Origin of the sequence: Microbacterium forte, from assembly GCF_031885415.1 — a bacterium.
Lineage (GTDB): Bacteria > Actinomycetota > Actinomycetes > Actinomycetales > Microbacteriaceae > Microbacterium > Microbacterium forte.
This window is the reverse complement of sequence record NZ_CP116871.1, coordinates 2,815,052-2,830,260: the sequence shown is the minus strand read 5'-3', so window position 1 is coordinate 2,830,260 and position 15,209 is coordinate 2,815,052. Positions and strand designations below refer to the sequence as shown.

The 15,209-nt window shown below is 67.9% G+C and carries 13 protein-coding genes; 2 read left to right on the top strand and 11 right to left on the bottom strand.

The window, feature by feature from the left end:
- Nucleotides 1-86 precede the first annotated feature (86 nt).
- From OB895_RS13690 to OB895_RS13680, 3 genes are all read right to left on the bottom strand, one after another.
- Complete coding sequence (locus OB895_RS13690) at nucleotides 87-2,330, bottom strand: ABC transporter ATP-binding protein (RefSeq protein ID WP_079113674.1); 2,244 nt, start codon at nucleotides 2,328-2,330, stop codon at nucleotides 87-89.
- Entirely contained in the window at nucleotides 2,327-4,054 is a 1,728-nt protein-coding gene (locus OB895_RS13685) for an ABC transporter ATP-binding protein (protein WP_079113675.1), read from the bottom strand. The genes OB895_RS13690 and OB895_RS13685 overlap by 4 nt, the downstream gene beginning before the upstream one ends.
- A 200-nt stretch (nucleotides 4,055-4,254) precedes the next feature.
- Complete coding sequence (locus OB895_RS13680; RefSeq protein ID WP_079113676.1) at nucleotides 4,255-5,316, bottom strand: enoyl-CoA hydratase/isomerase family protein; 1,062 nt, start codon at nucleotides 5,314-5,316, stop codon at nucleotides 4,255-4,257.
- A gap of 121 nt (nucleotides 5,317-5,437) precedes the next feature.
- On the opposite strand from OB895_RS13680, the gene OB895_RS13675 reads away from it, so the two are divergent.
- Nucleotides 5,438-7,345 (top strand): ATP-binding cassette domain-containing protein, encoded by a 1,908-nt coding sequence (locus OB895_RS13675; RefSeq protein WP_079113677.1) that lies wholly within the window; start codon nucleotides 5,438-5,440, stop codon nucleotides 7,343-7,345.
- Nucleotides 7,346-7,424: 79 nt separating this feature from the next.
- On the opposite strand, the gene OB895_RS13670 is transcribed toward OB895_RS13675, so the two are convergent.
- A complete protein-coding gene (locus OB895_RS13670) occupies nucleotides 7,425-7,874 on the bottom strand; it encodes a hypothetical protein (protein ID WP_056374511.1) in 450 nt (149 codons plus the stop codon).
- Nucleotides 7,875-8,018: 144 nt separating this feature from the next.
- Here OB895_RS13670 and OB895_RS13665 point away from each other — a divergent pair, with 144 nt between their 5' ends.
- A complete protein-coding gene (locus OB895_RS13665) occupies nucleotides 8,019-9,422 on the top strand; it encodes an HNH endonuclease signature motif containing protein (RefSeq protein ID WP_079113679.1) in 1,404 nt (467 codons plus the stop codon).
- 150 nt (nucleotides 9,423-9,572) lie between these two features.
- Here the strand turns inward: OB895_RS13665 and OB895_RS13660 are convergent, their stop codons facing one another.
- The 7 genes from OB895_RS13660 to OB895_RS13630 all read right to left on the bottom strand — a co-directional run bounded on the left by OB895_RS13660 (nucleotide 9,573) and on the right by OB895_RS13630 (nucleotide 15,208).
- Complete coding sequence (locus tag OB895_RS13660; protein ID WP_079113680.1) at nucleotides 9,573-10,895, bottom strand: glutamate-1-semialdehyde 2,1-aminomutase; 1,323 nt, start codon at nucleotides 10,893-10,895, stop codon at nucleotides 9,573-9,575.
- Nucleotides 10,896-11,001: 106 nt separating this feature from the next.
- The gene (gene hemB / locus OB895_RS13655) at nucleotides 11,002-11,979 is read right to left on the bottom strand and encodes a porphobilinogen synthase (RefSeq protein ID WP_079113681.1); all 978 of its coding nucleotides are present in this window, start codon (nucleotides 11,977-11,979) and stop codon (nucleotides 11,002-11,004) included.
- On the bottom strand, nucleotides 11,976-12,767 hold the full coding sequence (locus OB895_RS13650) for a uroporphyrinogen-III synthase (protein WP_056374518.1): 792 nt from the start codon (nucleotides 12,765-12,767) through the stop codon (nucleotides 11,976-11,978). Before OB895_RS13650 ends, hemB begins: the two co-directional genes overlap by 4 nt.
- The gene (hemC, locus tag OB895_RS13645) at nucleotides 12,764-13,780 is read right to left on the bottom strand and encodes a hydroxymethylbilane synthase (RefSeq protein ID WP_042541317.1); all 1,017 of its coding nucleotides are present in this window, start codon (nucleotides 13,778-13,780) and stop codon (nucleotides 12,764-12,766) included. Before hemC ends, OB895_RS13650 begins: the two co-directional genes overlap by 4 nt.
- Nucleotides 13,781-13,787: 7 nt before the next feature.
- Nucleotides 13,788-14,465 (bottom strand): hydrogen peroxide-dependent heme synthase, encoded by a 678-nt coding sequence (gene hemQ / locus OB895_RS13640; RefSeq protein WP_042541315.1) that lies wholly within the window; start codon nucleotides 14,463-14,465, stop codon nucleotides 13,788-13,790.
- Between the two features lie 67 nt (nucleotides 14,466-14,532).
- Complete coding sequence (locus OB895_RS13635; RefSeq protein ID WP_042541313.1) at nucleotides 14,533-14,814, bottom strand: hypothetical protein; 282 nt, start codon at nucleotides 14,812-14,814, stop codon at nucleotides 14,533-14,535.
- Nucleotides 14,801-15,208, bottom strand: coding sequence for a phage holin family protein (locus OB895_RS13630; RefSeq protein WP_056374522.1), 408 nt, complete (start codon nucleotides 15,206-15,208; stop codon nucleotides 14,801-14,803). Before OB895_RS13630 ends, OB895_RS13635 begins: the two co-directional genes overlap by 14 nt.
- Nucleotide 15,209 lies beyond the last annotated feature (1 nt).

The window sequence follows — 15,209 nt, the reverse complement described above, 5'->3', positions numbered from 1 at the left end:
CCGCCCCCGGATGAACGGGAGTCGGGGCATTCTGCTTCTCGGACGGCGTGCGGATCGACCGTCGTGCGGATCGGCCGTCGTGCGGATCAGCCCTTCTGGCCCCCGTCGTCCGAGCGTTCGACGACGGACTGTGCCGCAGCGGCTTCGGCGGCAGGAACCTGCGCCCCCACCGAGACCCCGACCTGTGCCGCCGCCGCAGCTTCTTCGGCGTCGCCGCTGACGACGACAGGGGTCGAACCCGTGAGTGCGTCCTCTGCGTCGATGTCGGTGGCCGCCTGCTCGAACTGCGACTGGTAGAGGCGCCAGTACGCGCCCTGCGCCGTGATGAGCTCGTCGTGCGTGCCCTTCTCGACGATGTCGCCGTGTTCCATCACGAGGATGAGGTCGGCGTCGCGGATCGTCGACAGTCGGTGAGCGATCACGAACGAGGTGCGTCCCTGTCGCAACGCCGCCATCGCGTGCTGCAGCAGCACCTCGGTGCGGGTGTCGACCGCCGACGTCGCCTCGTCGAGGATCAGGATCGACGGCTGAGCGACGAACGCTCGCGCGATCGTGATCAGCTGACGCTCACCCGCCGAGACGTTCGACGCGTCCTCGTCGAGCACCGTGTCGTAGCCCTCGGGGAGCGAGCGCACGAAGCGATCGACATACGTCGCCTTCGCCGCCTCGAGAACCTCGTCGTCGGTCGCCGTGGAGCGTCCGTATCGGATGTTCTCGCGAATGCTGCCGGCGAACAGCCACGGGTCCTGCAGCACCATGCCGGTGCGTGAGCGCAGCTGCTCGCGCGTGACCTCGGAGATGTCCTGACCGTCGAGCAGGATCCGCCCGCCGTTCAGTTCGTAGAACCGCATGATCAGGTTGACGAGCGTCGTCTTGCCCGCTCCGGTCGGACCGACGATCGCGACCGTCTGACCGGGCTCGACCCGGAAAGAGAGGTCTCTGATGAGCGGACGCTCGGGCGTGTACGAGAACGCGACGTTCTCGAACTCCACGACGCCCTTGCCGTCGGCGAGCTTCGGAGCATCTGCGGCGTCGGCCTCCTGCTCTTCGGTGTCGAGCAGCTCGAACACCCGCTCGGCCGACGCCGTTCCCGACTGCACGACCGCGGCCATTCCACCGAGCTCCGACAGCGGCTGCGTGAACTGCTGCGAGTACTGGATGAACGCCTGCACGTCTCCGAGACGCAGCTGCCCGCTCGCGACCATGAGACCGCCGAGCACGGCGATGCCCACATAGGTGAGACTGCCGACGAAGGTCATCGCCGGCATGATGATGCCGGAGAGGAACTGCGCCTTGAAGCTCGCCTGGAACAGCTCCTCGTTCTCGTCCTTGAACTTCTCCAGCGCATCCTGCTCGCGACCGAAGACCTTGACCAGCGCGTGGCCGGAGAAAGCCTCCTCGACGCGGGCGTTCAGGCGACCGACCTTGCGCCACTGGGTGCCGAAGGCCTTCTGCGACCGAGGGCCGATGACACCGAAGATCACACCCATGAGCGGGAGCGCGACCAGCGCGACGAGCGCGAGCTGCCACGAGATCGAGAACATCAGCACGAGCACTCCCACAACGGTGAGAACGGCCGTGATCGCACCGGACAGCGACTGCTGCATGGTCTGCGTGATGTTGTCGATGTCGTTGGTCACACGGGAGATCAGGTCTCCGCGCTGCACTTTGTCGAAGTACGACAGGGGCAGGCGGTTGATCTTCGCCTCGACCGCTTCGCGAAGGCGCCACATGGTGCGGACCATGATGACGTTGATCACGTAGCCCTGGAGCCAGCTGAGGAAGGCGGCGGTGATGTAGATCGCCAGCACGGCGATGATGACCCAGCGCAGCGCGTCGAAGTCGACTCCGTCACCGACCCTGAAGCTGCCGAGAGCCTCGACCTGGTTGGCGAAGTCGTCCTGCCCGCCCTGACGGAGCGCGGCGACGACATCGTCCTGCGGGGTGCCGGCGGGGAATCCGGGGAAGTCCCCGTTCGCCTGCGCGAGCTGCACCGAGATGAAGCCCTTGTAGATGAGGTTCGTGGCCTCGCCGAGCACCTTCGGCGCGGCGACCGTCAGCACGACGCCGACGGCGCCGGCGATCGACACGAGGATGAACCACACGGCCGACGGCTTGAGCAGCCCGATCATCCGACCGAAGCTCTTGCCGAAGTTGTCGGCCTTGCCGGGTGCGACGCTGTCCCAGCCGCCGCCGTCCTGGCGCGCCTTCTCGGCGAGCTCGGCTTCGTACTTCTCTTCTTCGGTCATCTCGGGCTCGACCGCAGTGGTCGCGGCCGTCGCCTTGGCTGCACGGCCGCGGCGGGTCTGGGGCGTGTTCTGCTCGCTCATGCGTCCACCCCCAGCTGCGATTCGACGATCTCTCGGTACGTGGTGCTCGTCTCGAGGAGCTCCTCGTGCGTGCCGACGCCGACCATGGTGCCCCCTTCGAGCACGACGATGCGGTTCGCATCGGTGATGGACGAGACGCGCTGCGCGACCACGATCTTGGTCACGTGCGGCAGCTCACGCCATAGCGCCTGCCTCAATCGGGCGTCGGTGGTGAGGTCGAGAGCCGAGAACGAGTCGTCGAACACCAGGATCTGCGGCTGACGCACGATCGCGCGGGCGATCGCCAGACGCTGACGCTGTCCGCCCGAGACGTTCGTGCCGCCCTGCGTGATGCGCGATTCGAGGCCCTGCGGCATCTCCTCGACGAAGTCGCGGCCCTGTGCGATCTCGAGGGCATGCCAGAGCTCTTCGTCGGTCGCGTCCTCTCTGCCGTAGCGGAGGTTCGACGCCACCGTGCCGGTGAAGAGGAACGGGCGCTGCGGAACGAGACCGATCGTCGCCCACAGCGATTCGACATCCGCCTCGCGGACATCCGTGCCGCCGACGAGGACGGCTCCGCCCGAGACGTCGAAGAGTCGCGGGATCAACGACACGAGTGTCGTCTTGCCCGCACCGGTCGACCCCACGATCGCGACGGTCTCGCCGGGCTCTGCAGCGAAGCTGATGCCCTTGAGCACGGGAGAGTCGGCCCCGGGGTAGGTGAACTCGACGTCGTCGAAGGCGACCGAGCCAGGCGTCGGGAAGTCGGTGACGCCGTTCGCCGGACGCTCCATGCTCGACTGCGTGTCGAGGACCTCGCCGATGCGCTCGGCCGAGACCGCGGCGCGCGGGATCATGATCGCCATGAAGCTGGCCATGATGACGCCGCCCATGATCTGACCGATGTACTGCATGAACGCGAAGATCGTGCCGACCTGCACCGTGCCGCTGTTGACCTCGATGCCGCCGAACCACACGACTGCCACGATCGTGACGTTGAGGATCAGCATGAACAGCGGGAACAGCAGCACGAACAGCGAGCCGACCTTGCGGCCGACCACCATGATGTCGGTGTTGGCTCCGCGGAAGCGCTCTTCTTCGATGCTCTCCCGGACGAAGGCCCGCACGACGCGCACACCTGTGAGCTGCTCGCGCAGCACGCGGTTCACGGTGTCGAGCTTGCCCTGGTAGCTGCGGAACAGCGGAACCATGCGGCTGACGACGAGCCCGGCGACGATCAGCAGCAGCGGCACGGACACGGCGATGAGCCAGCTCAGACCGATGTTCGTCTGCACGGCGAAGATGATGCCGCCGATCGCGAGCAGCGGCGCGGTGACGAGCATGGTGGCGCCCATCATCGCGAGCATCTGCACCTGCTGCACGTCGTTCGTGTTGCGCGTGATGAGGGAGCCTGCACCGAACTGCGACACCTCGCGCTCGGAGAATCCGCTGACCTTGGCGAAGACGTCGGCGCGGATGTCGCGGCCCGCACCCATGGACGCGCGGGCGGCGAAGTAGGTGGCGATGACCGAGGCGATGATCTGCCCGAGCGAGACGGCGAGCATGAAGAGACCGGTGCGCCAGATGTAGTCGGTGTCCGACTGGGCGACGCCCTTGTTGATGATGTCTTCGTTCAGGCGCGGGAGGTAGAGGGTGGCGAGCGCGCTGGCGAACTGGAACACCAGGACGGCCGCGAGCAGCCATTTATAGCGGGCGAGATAACGGAGGAGGATTTTTCCCAGCACAGGCGGACTTTCTAGGAAGGATGAATCGGCGGATCTCCCGACGGGCGGACGCAGGCCGACGATCGCGCACAAGCAAGAGTGGCATGAACTTCGGACATTCGTATCCCCCGATGGGCGGACCTTCGCTGACAGCGAACCATTTGGCCCGCGGCCAGCGGTTTATGCACCGCGGCGAACAACCGCAGATATATCGAAATACCTCAGAAGAGCGAGCGTTCGGGCACGAAATCCCGAGCATCGGCACCGGCATCCGACGGGAGCTCGGCGATGGTCGCCGGGTTCCACTTCGGATTGCGGTCCTTGTCGACGACCTGCGCGCGGATGCCCTCGACCAGATCGGGATGCTGCGTCACGAACCACATCACGCGGCGGTACTCGCCCTCGAGAGCGGCGCGCAGGTTCGGGAGTCGACGTGCCTCCCTGACGGCGTCGAGGGTGACGGCGAGTCCGGTCGGTGCCAGGCTCTCGAGCAGGTCCGCGGTCGCCGCGGCATCCGCAGCCTCCTCGGAACGGAGCCGCGACACGGTCTCCGCGATCGTGTCGGACGAGAACGCGCGGTCGATCCATTCGCGTGACGCCGGGAGCGCAGACGGCTCGGGGGTCTCGTCGAACAGCAGCACGATCTCGGCCGGCCCGGTCGGGTCGGCACGATAGGCCAGCGCCTCGCGCAGCGCATCCAGCCGGTCGGACGGCACGAAGTGGTCGGCGAAGCCGAGCAGCACCGCATCCGCTCCGTTCATCGTCGAGCCCGTGAGTCCGAAGTACTCCCCGAATCGCCCTGGCATCCGCCCCAGCAGCCACGTGCCGCCGACGTCGGGGGTGAATCCGATGCGCGTCTCGGGCATCGCCAGCCGGGAACGCTCGGTGACGATGCGGATGGCCGCGTGACCCGACAGGCCGACGCCGCCGCCCATCGTGATGCCGTCGGCGATGGAGACGATGGGCTTCGGGTACTCGGCGATCATCGCGTTCAACGCGTACTCGGCGCGGAAGAACTCGGCGGTCTCCTCAGTGCGTCCGGCCACGATCTGCCCATGCAGTGCGCGAACGTCTCCCCCCGCGCACATGCCTCGCTCGCCCGCGCCGTCGATGACGACGATCTGCACATCGGTGTCGTCCCGCCAACGCTCGAGGGCCTCGGTGAGCTGCTGGATCATCCCGGGGTCGAGCGCGTTGATCGCTTCCGACCGGTTCAGGGTCAGCCTGCCGAGGGCCCCTTCGGTGCGGACGAGGACCCGGGAAGCAGCGCTGGATTCGGTCACGGGTGCCAGGCTACCCGCTCGACGGACCCTTGCATCCGGCCGCGTTCGTAGGGTAAATGCACGATCCTGCGGCTTTTCCGGCAGGATAGACAGAACTGCCCACTGCAACGAGAGGTCGCAGATGCCCGACGGACAGGTGCTCGAGTTCACGCACGTCACGAAGCGCTTCAACGACGTGACGGCGGTGTCCGACTTCTCCGCGCGAGTCGAGCCCGGTGTCGTGACCGCTTTCCTCGGCCCGAACGGCGCCGGCAAGACCACCACCCTGCGCATCCTCCTCGGCCAGGTGCGCGCCACGAGCGGCACCGCCACGATCGGCGGAGTCTCGCATGCAGAGCTGCGTCACCCGCTGCGCACGATCGGTTCCGTCCTGGAGGAGACCGCGTATCGGCCCCGCCGCTCGGCCTCACGCCAGCTGACGATCGCTGCCAAGGCCAACGGCATCCCGCTCTCGCGTGTCGACGAGGTCCTCTCGCTGGTCGGTCTCGAGCACGAGGCCGAAGGTCGCATCGGCAGCTTCTCGCTCGGAATGCGTCAGCGGCTGAGCGTGGCACACGCGCTGCTCGGCGACCCCGGCGCTCTGGTCTTCGACGAGCCGGCCAACGGCCTCGACCCTGAGGGCATCCGCTGGATCCGCCTCCTTCTGCGTCGCCTCGCCGACGAGGGCCGCACGGTTCTCGTCTCCTCGCACGTGCTGAGCGAGATCGAACAGGTCGCAGACCACGTGCTCGTGCTCTCGAAGGGCCAGCTCGTTCTCTCGAGCGGCATCGAGACGCTCGCCGACCCTTCTGCCGGTTCTGTCGTGGTCGACGCGGCGGATCGTGCCGCACTGAAGTCCGCGCTCTCGGCGGCCGGCCTCGAGGTCGAGGTGCTCCGATCGGGTCTCACGGTTCGCGGCAGCAACGCGGGAGCCGTCGGCGCCATCGCGGCATCGGCCGGCATCGCCCTCGCCACCCTGGTGCAGCGCGGCCCCACTCTCGAGGACGTCTTCATCGAGCTCGTCCGCGGCGGCAGGCTCGCGCCGCAGGCCATCACCGCCGCGCCGGTCGATTCCGCAGCGCCGGTCGCGGATGTCGGAGCGCCTGTCGTCGATTCCGCCGCGCCATCCGAGTCGTCGGACGTGGCCGACTCCGACCACGCCGATTCCGAGACCCTGCAGGCTCTGGATGTCGCGGGGTCCGATGTGTCCGAGTCCGATGCAGCTGCGACCGATGCGGATGCGTCGGTTCTCTCCGAATCCGATGCGGACGCGGCCGACGCCGCCCGCGCAGAGGCCGACGCGGCGGATGCCGAGGCCGACGACGCGGCTGATGCGGCGGATGCGGCTCGTGACGTCGAGTACGCCGCGGCGGAGCTCCGCTATGCGGCCGATGCCTCGGATGCGAACGACGCGGAAGATGCGGCCGACGTCGCGTCGGAGGCCGCGCATGCGGGCCGCGAGGACGCCCACGGCGATGATGACCCGGCAGGTGGATCGACCGAGCCGCAGACGCCCGCGGACACCGAAGCGGCGAACGCCCAGCCGTCGTTCGACGACATCCTCTTCGGCACCGCCCCGGCCGACGCGCCGGACGCTCACGCCGACGACACCGACGCCCGCGTCAGCGACGACACCGACGGTCACGTCCCTGACGCGACAGACCCGACTGCGAACGAAGACGGCACCGGCGAGCACTCCGGAGTCGAGTTCTTCGCCGAGGCACACGAGTCCGACGAGTCCGACGAGTCGTCGGACGACGCGTCGGCTGAAGCGTCTGGCGACGACGACCCTCGTTCGGCTGCCGTCACCTCGATGCTCGCCGCCGCTGCTCGCGCGTACTACGAGGACGAGCCCAAGGACTACCCGCTCGGAGAAGTCGACGTCTCAGCAGAGGCGGAGACAGAGGCGGATGCCGCTCACGAGGCGAACGATGGTCGCGATGGCGAGCACCACGAGGACGCGCACCACGAGCACCACGAGGGCGACCACCACGAGCAGCACGAGGGCCAGCACCACGAGCACCACGAGGGCGAGCACGACCGCTCCTGAGGTCACCCCTCGAGGGCACCGACGCGAACGACCTCCGCGCCGTGAGGCTGAGGAGGGCGTTCGCTCGTTCTCGGATCCCTCAGGCGGGCCGTGGGCGGATCACCGGACGGCGACTCCCCTTCGACACCGGCGTGGGCGATGTGGCCACGATCTCCTCGACGTCTGCCGGTTCATCCGACACGTCGAGTCGGAGCGCCTGGGTCAGAGCGAGGCCGTGCCTCGTCGTGAGGATCAGTCGTCGGTACTGCTCGTCACCGGAGAGGTCGATGACGACGCTGGGACGTCGGCGGCGGATGAGGACGAAGTCGACGCTGCCCGCAGCCTTCCACGTTCCGGCGGCGAGCACCCCGGGGATGTGCGTTCCCGGATTCGGCACGCCACGCAACCAGGTCCATGCGTCGTCGATCAGCTGGACCTTGGTGATGGTGTCGCGCACGAGCCTCACATTGTCGCGGTGGAAGCTCGCCGCACGTTCGATCGGCGAGAGCACGATCTCGAGTTGCGTCTGGTCCAGCAGCAACGTCACCATACGTCCAGTCTGCCAGCGGCACCCTTCCAGATGTCTGTGTCTTGTTCACAGGAAGGCAACGATCCGTTGTCGGTTCCCACGATTCCACCTTCTTCCATTCCGATGTTCTGCTCGACCTTCGAACAAATCTACTAGAGTCGGAGCATGACATCCGCCACCGATTCCGACCTCGAGCAACGCGCTGAGCTGCTCGACTCGTGGGTCGAGAAGCGGCGACAGATCGCACGCCTCGAAGCCGAGGCGTCCGATCTTCTTGCCGAGCGGATGCGCCTGAGCCGGTCTGACTCCGACGAGAACCCGTTCCACCGCGACGCCATCCACAGGTCGATGATCGCGGAGTACTCCGCGGCGGGCCGCCTCACTCAGGGCAGCGTCGAATACGCGTTCACCGATGCCGGCTTTCTCGCCGCCAGCCACCCCGGTGTGCGTTCGGCTTTCAGGGCCGGCCGCATCACGGCGGCGCATGTCCGCGAGATCGTGCGGGCCGCAGGAGTGGTCCGGGAGGCGGTCAACAACGGGCGAGCGGATGCCGATGTGCTGCCGCTGTACGACACGGTCGCGGTCATCGTGGCCGAGCGGGAGACCCCTGCACGAACACGAGCGCACCTGCGCGAGCTGGCCGCCGTCCTGGCAGGCTCCACGGTCGCCGAGCGCCATGCGCGCTCGAAGTCGGAGCGCACAGTCACCGTACGCCCGGCAGGAGACGGTCTGTGTGCGCTGACAGTCGTGCTCCCCGAGCATCTCGCGACGGCGGTCCTCGACCGGCTCACCCGACTCGCGCACGTCGTCATCGCCGGGCGGAACGACCGTGAGCCGACGCTCGATCCGATGGACGACGGCGAGAATCCGATCTATCCGGACGACATCGCGCAAGACGACCCGTCGCGTGACGATTACGCGATCTTCGGCGACGGGACTTTCACAACCGATCCGACCGGCCCCACGGTCGAACACATCCCGTCCGACACCCGCACGATCGATCAGGTGCGGGTAGATCTGCTGATCGACCTCCTGCTCGCCTCCGATCCGAGCGCGGCAAACGGCTCAGGACTCGACAACATCCAGGGGCGCATCCAAGTCACAGTCGCCGCGACCACGCTCGCGGGGTGCGACCATCGCCCCGCGCAGCTCGACGGACACGGGCCGCTGCACCCCGATATCGCCCGCGATCTCGCGGGCCGCAACGGCGGATGGTCCCGGTTGTTCCTCGATCCGACCGGACTTGTCGTCGAGACCGACACCTACCGGCCGACAGAACCCATGCGGCGGTTCCTCCGTGCGCGAGATCAACACTGCCGATTCCCCGGCTGCAGGATGCCGGCGCATCGATGCCAGATCGATCACACTTTCGATCATGCCAAGGGCGGGCGGACGGAGATCCACAACCTCGCCCATCTGTGCGCGCGGCACCACTCTCTCAAGCATCCAGACGTCGCTGACGACCATCGTTGGACGGCGCAGCAGCTTCCCGACGGCACGATCGACTGGTTCAGCCCACTCGGCCGCACCTATCGGGACTCACCGTCACGACGAGTCATGTTCGTCTGACGTTGATCACGCCGTAGTCCGTCGAATCTCGAGCGGCACACACGACTCAGTCGACGCAGACGCGCCTCACGCGATACACACACGCTTCGCGCGACGCGCACGTGCCTCACGCAAAGCACTCACGCCCGGCATGAGGCGGGATCGTGCAGCTTACGCCTGTGCGCGGGCAGCAGCCTCGGCCGCGATCGGGAGCGCCGCTTCGATGCGCTGAAGCTCTTCCTCGCCGTGCGCGGCTGTCAGGAACCAGGCCTCGAACACGCTCGGAGGCAGCGCGACGCCCTGCTCGCGCATCGCGTGGAAGAACGGCGCGTACCGGAACGACTCCTGGGCCTGGGCCTCGGCATAGTTGCGAGGCGCTGAAGCGCGGAACGAAGCGCTGAAGAGGTTTCCCGCGTGCGCGACGGCGTGGGTGGCACCTGCGTCCGCGAGAGCGGCGTCCAGGGCGCCAGAGACCCTGGCTGCGGCGGCGTCGACGGTCGCATAGACCTCAGGGGTCGCGAGCCTCAGAGTCGCCAGGCCGGCGGCGACCGACAGCGGGTTGCCCGAGAGCGTGCCAGCCTGGTAGACCGGGCCGAGAGGTGCCAGCAGGTCCATGACCTCAGCGCGTCCACCGAGAGCGGCCAGGGGCATTCCTCCGCCGACGACCTTGCCGAACGTGAAGATGTCGGGCAGGTAGTCCTCGCCGGCCGCGGCCTGGAGCCCCCAGAAGCCTGCGGGGTGCACGCGGAAGCCCGTCAGCACCTCATCGAGGATCAACAGCGCGCCATGAGCGTGTGCGGTCTCGGCCAGCAGCCGGTTGAACCCTGGCAGCGGCGGAACCACACCCATGTTCGCGGCTGCGGCCTCGACGATCACCGCGGCGATGCGCGGACCGTGCTCGGCGAAGACGGCCTCGAGCGCGCCCGGGTCGTTGTAGTCGATCACGAGGGTCTGTGCGGCGATCGGCGCGGGCACCCCCGCGGAGCCGGGCAGAGCGAGAGTCGCGACGCCGGAACCGGCCGCGGCGAGGAGACCGTCGGAGTGACCGTGGTAGTGGCCGGCGAACTTGACCAGCAGGTCGCGCCCGGTGGCACCGCGGGCAAGGCGGATCGCGGTCATCGTCGCTTCTGTGCCGGTCGAGACGAGCCGCACTCGCTCGATGGGCCGGGTCTCCCCGAACCGCACACGATCTGCGATCAGCTGAGCGAGTTCGACCTCGCCCTCGGTCGGGGCGCCGAACGAGAGTCCTCGAGTCGCCGCCTTCTGCACGGCGGCGACGACCTCAGGCTGCGCATGGCCGAGCAGGGCCGGACCCCACGACGCGACGAGGTCGACGTACTCGTTGCCTGCGGCATCGGTCACCGTCGCACCCGCGGCCGACGCGAGGAAGCGCGGCGTGCCTCCGACCGAACCGTATGCGCGCACGGGCGAGTTCACACCACCGGGGATCACCGTGCGGGCAGCGGAGAACAGGTCATCATTGCGGTCGGTCACAGCACACTCCTCAGCGATGCACGGAGCTCTCCCGGCATCCCCTCCAGGCTAGTCCGCAGAGCTGAGGGAGGGACTCAGACGACCTCGTCGAGTCGACGGACCGCTATCAAGGGCGTAGCCAGCGAGCGGCTTCTGTCGCCCAGTACGTCAGGACGACATCTGCGCCAGCGCGGCGGATCGACAGCAGCGACTCGAGGATCGACGCGCGGCGATCGATCCAGCCGTTCGCGGCAGCGGCCTCGATCATCGCGTACTCGCCGGACACCTGATATGCCCACACCGGAATGTGCACGGTGTCTCGCACCTCACGCAGCACGTCGAGGAAGGCCATGGCGGGCTTCACCATGACGATGTCCGCGCCCTCCTCCTCGTCGACGACAGCCTCTCGCACGCCCTCGCGGCGGTTGCCGGGGTCGAGCTGGTACGTGCGACGGTCGCCCTTCAGCTGCGAATCCACGGCCTCACGGAACGGACCGTAGAACGCGCTCGCATACTTCGCGGCGTAGGCGAGAAGCAGGGTGTCGGTGAAGCCCTCGGAATCGAGCGCCTCGCGGATGACGGCGACCTGGCCGTCCATCATTCCCGAGAGGCCGAGCAGCTGAGAGCCCGCCCTGGCCTGAGCCAGGGCCATCGACGCGTAGCGTTCGAGCGTCGCGTCGTTGTCGACGGTGCCGTCAGGCGCGAGCACGCCGCAGTGCCCGTGGTCGGTGAACTCGTCGAGGCACAGGTCGGTCTGCACCACGAGGGCGTCCCCGACCTCGGCCGCGAGCACCTCGGTGGCGACGTTCAGGATGCCTTTGGGATCGTCGGCACCCGAGCCCTGCGCGTCTCTGACTGCGGGGACTCCGAACAGCATCACACCGCCGACACCCGCCTCGGCGGCCTCGGTGGCGGCGGCACGCAGAGAATCGAGCGAATGCTGCGCGACTCCGGGCATCGACCCGATGGGGGCGGCCTCAGTGAGTCCCTCACGGACGAACAGCGGGAGCACCAGCTGCCGCGGCTCAAGGGAGGTCTCACGCACCAGACCCCTGACGGCAGGGGACTGCCGCAGTCGGCGCAGTCGGACGTCGGGGAAGCTCACGGCGCCAGCTCGTCCGCCGCGTGCGGGAGGGTGTAGCTCGACACGGCATCGATGAGCGCGTCGACCGTCTGACGATCGGCGACGACCGTGATCGGAAGACCTGCCTTGTCGGCATCCTTCGCAGTCCGCGGACCGATCGCAGCCAGCAGCGTCTCATCCGGGATCAGCGGGAACTGCTCGCGCACCTGCTCGGCGACCGAACCGCTCGTGATCAGGATCGCGTTGATGCGTCCGTTCTCGACGTCGCGCTTGATGCGGTCGGTGACCGGCACGCCCACGGTCCGGTAGGCGACGACGCTGTCGACGTCGTGACCGGCCTCCTGCAGGAGGACGCTGAGCACGGGCTTCGCGATCTCGCTGCGCAGAGCCAGGATGCGACGCGGCTCGGCCTCGAGGGCGATGAGCTGCTCTGCCATGCCCGCAGCCGAATTGTCTTCATCCGGCACCATCGCGACTTCATACCCGACGGCCTGCAGAGCGGCTGCGGTCGTCTCTCCGACTGCCGCGATCTTCGTACGACGCGGCACCACAGCGCGGTGCGCGAACATCACGTCGACGGTCGTCGCACTGGTCACCGTCAACCAGTCGTACTCTCCGGCAGCCAGGCGGGTGAGCGCCACGTCGAGCGCGGCCTGATCTGTGGTGGCCGCGAAGTTGATCAGCGGCGCGACGACGGGCACCGCTCCCCGGGAACGGAGACTGGCGGCGACGCCGTCGCCCCACGGGCCTCCACGGGGTACGAGGATGCGCCAGCCGTCCAGCGGTCGGTCCTGCTTCGAATTGGTCATGATGAGGAATGCTCTCGGGAGACGAGGTCGGCCGCCCCTTGCTCGAGCAGCCGATGGGCGACAGACAACCCGAACTCGCGTGCTGTGCGCATCGGGTCTGCACCACCGGCAGCATCCGCTCCATTGCCGCTGCCGTTCCGACGAATATACTCCCCGTTCAGACTCTCCGTGACGTCGAGGCCGATCCGGCGACCGCCGTCGGTCGAGTAAACGACCGTCCTGACGCGGATCTCATCGCCGTCCACGACCGCATGAGCGGCCATCGGCGCCTGGCATCCGGAGTCGAGTCCTTCCAGAATCCCGCGCTCGACCGTGATGGCCAGCCGAGTGTCGTGGTCGTCGAGTTCGGCGAGCGCGGCGAGGAGCTCAGCCGGAGCATCGGACCGGGTCTCGACCGCGAGCGAACCCTGACCCGGTGCGGTCGGCCATTCGGACAGCCCCAGCTCCTCACGGCGAAGCGGCGAGTCGGTGCCGAGGCGCGAAAGGCCGGCGGCAGCGAGGATGACGGCGTCCAGCTCACCCGACGCGACCCGTTGCAGACGCGAGTCGACGTTGCCGCGGATGTCGACGACCTCCGCGTGCGGAGCCCTGCGGTGCACCTGCGCGATGCGGCGAGGTGACCCCGTGCCGACCTTGCTGCCGGTGCGCAGCTCGTGCAGCGGCGTGCCCCCGCGCGTGATCGCGACATCGCGCGCGTCCTCACGCACCGGAGTGGCGGCGATGACAAGCCCCTCGGGGATCGCGGTGGGAAGGTCTTTGAGCGAATGCACGAGGATGTCGCACTCCCCCGCGAGCAGCGCCTCACGCAGACGCGTGGCGAAGATGCCCTGGCCGCCGATCTCCGACAGCGACGCACGATTCGTGTCGCCCTCGCTGGTGATCGGCACGAGCTCGACGGGGCGCCCCGAGATCTTCTCTAGGGCGGCGGCGACATGACCCGACTGCGCCTGCGCGAGCGCGCTGCGGCGAGTGCCCAGTCGGATCGGGACGGCAGTGTGACTCTGAGTGCTCATCGTCGACCTACTGCAGCACGTCCGCGATCTCGTCGAACCGGAGGCGACGGCCCGTGTAGAACGGGATCTCCTCCTTCACGTAGAGACGCGCGTCGGTGTAGCGCAGGTCACGCATGAGGTCGACCAGCTCGGTGACCTCGTCGGCTTCGAGCGGCAGGATCCACTCGTAGTCACCCAGAGCGAATGCGGCGACCGTGTTGGCGATGACTCCCTTGAAGGCAGCGCCCTTGCGACCGTGATCGGCGAGCATCTTGCGACGCTCCTCCTCCGGTGCGAGATACCACTCGGGCGTGCGGACGAACGGGTAGAGGCACAGCCAGTCCTTCGGCTCGACACCGCGGAGGAACCCGGGCACGTGCGCACGGTTGAACTCGGCATCCCGATGCACGCCCATGACGTTCCACACAGGAAGCAGAGTGCGCAGCAGCTCGGTGCGCCGCAGGCGCCGCAGGGCCTTCTGAAGATCTTCCGCAGTGTCCCCGTGCAGCCACACCAGCAGGTCGGCGTCGGCCTTCAGGCCCGAGACGTCGTAGAAGCCGCGGACCGTGACTCCGGAATCCTCGATGTAGGAGACGATCGTCTCGAGTTCCGTGGAGTCGGACTCGGTGACCGCGACATCGGGGTTTCGTCGCCAGACGGCCCAGAGGGTGAAGCCGGACGGGTTCTCTTCGCGTGCATCGGACATGGATCCAGTCTGCCCCCTTTGTGAATCACTCGCGAACGCGAGTCAGGATGGGAGGATGCGCCTCCGGTCAGCGAGAAAGCGCGCGGGCGATCGCCCAGACGGCTCCGCCCACGATCACGGCGACTCCCACCGCTCCGGCGATGGCGGCGGCTGGGTTGCGGTCGGCGAAGACCCGCGCCTTCGCCGCAGCGCGCTTCGATGCCTTGTCGATCCGCCGAGGGAAGTTGCCCTTGACCTCGATCGCCGCGAGCGCGGCCTTGAGCTCGGCGCGGGCGGACTGCACCGGATCGACGATCCCTGCGGGGACAGCCGTCTTGGGCAGCGGCCTCGTGATCTCAGAGTTCGTCATAGCCGGCTTCCTTCACGAGTCTGATGTCCTCGCCCACCGCCTGGGCGGGGTTCTTCCGAGCGAGCACCTTGCGGAACTTCAGGATGCCGAGCAGCGCGAACAGCAGCACGGCGAGGATCAGGATTCCGAACACTGCCAGCGCGGAGAGCCAGACCGGCCACCACGACGACAGCCCGGCGATCGCGAAGACCAGGATCACCGGCACGGCCCAGAACAGGAAGAAGAGCGCGACGAGGAACCAGACGGAGCCGATTCCGGCATCCTTCGCCGTCTTCGAGATCCAGGTCTTGGCCGCGTTGATCTCGGCCTTCACGAGGCTGCTGATGAGCTCGGGAAGATCGCCGATCAGGGACAGCAGGCTGTCCTCGGCACGATCGCGGTATCCGCGGGGCATG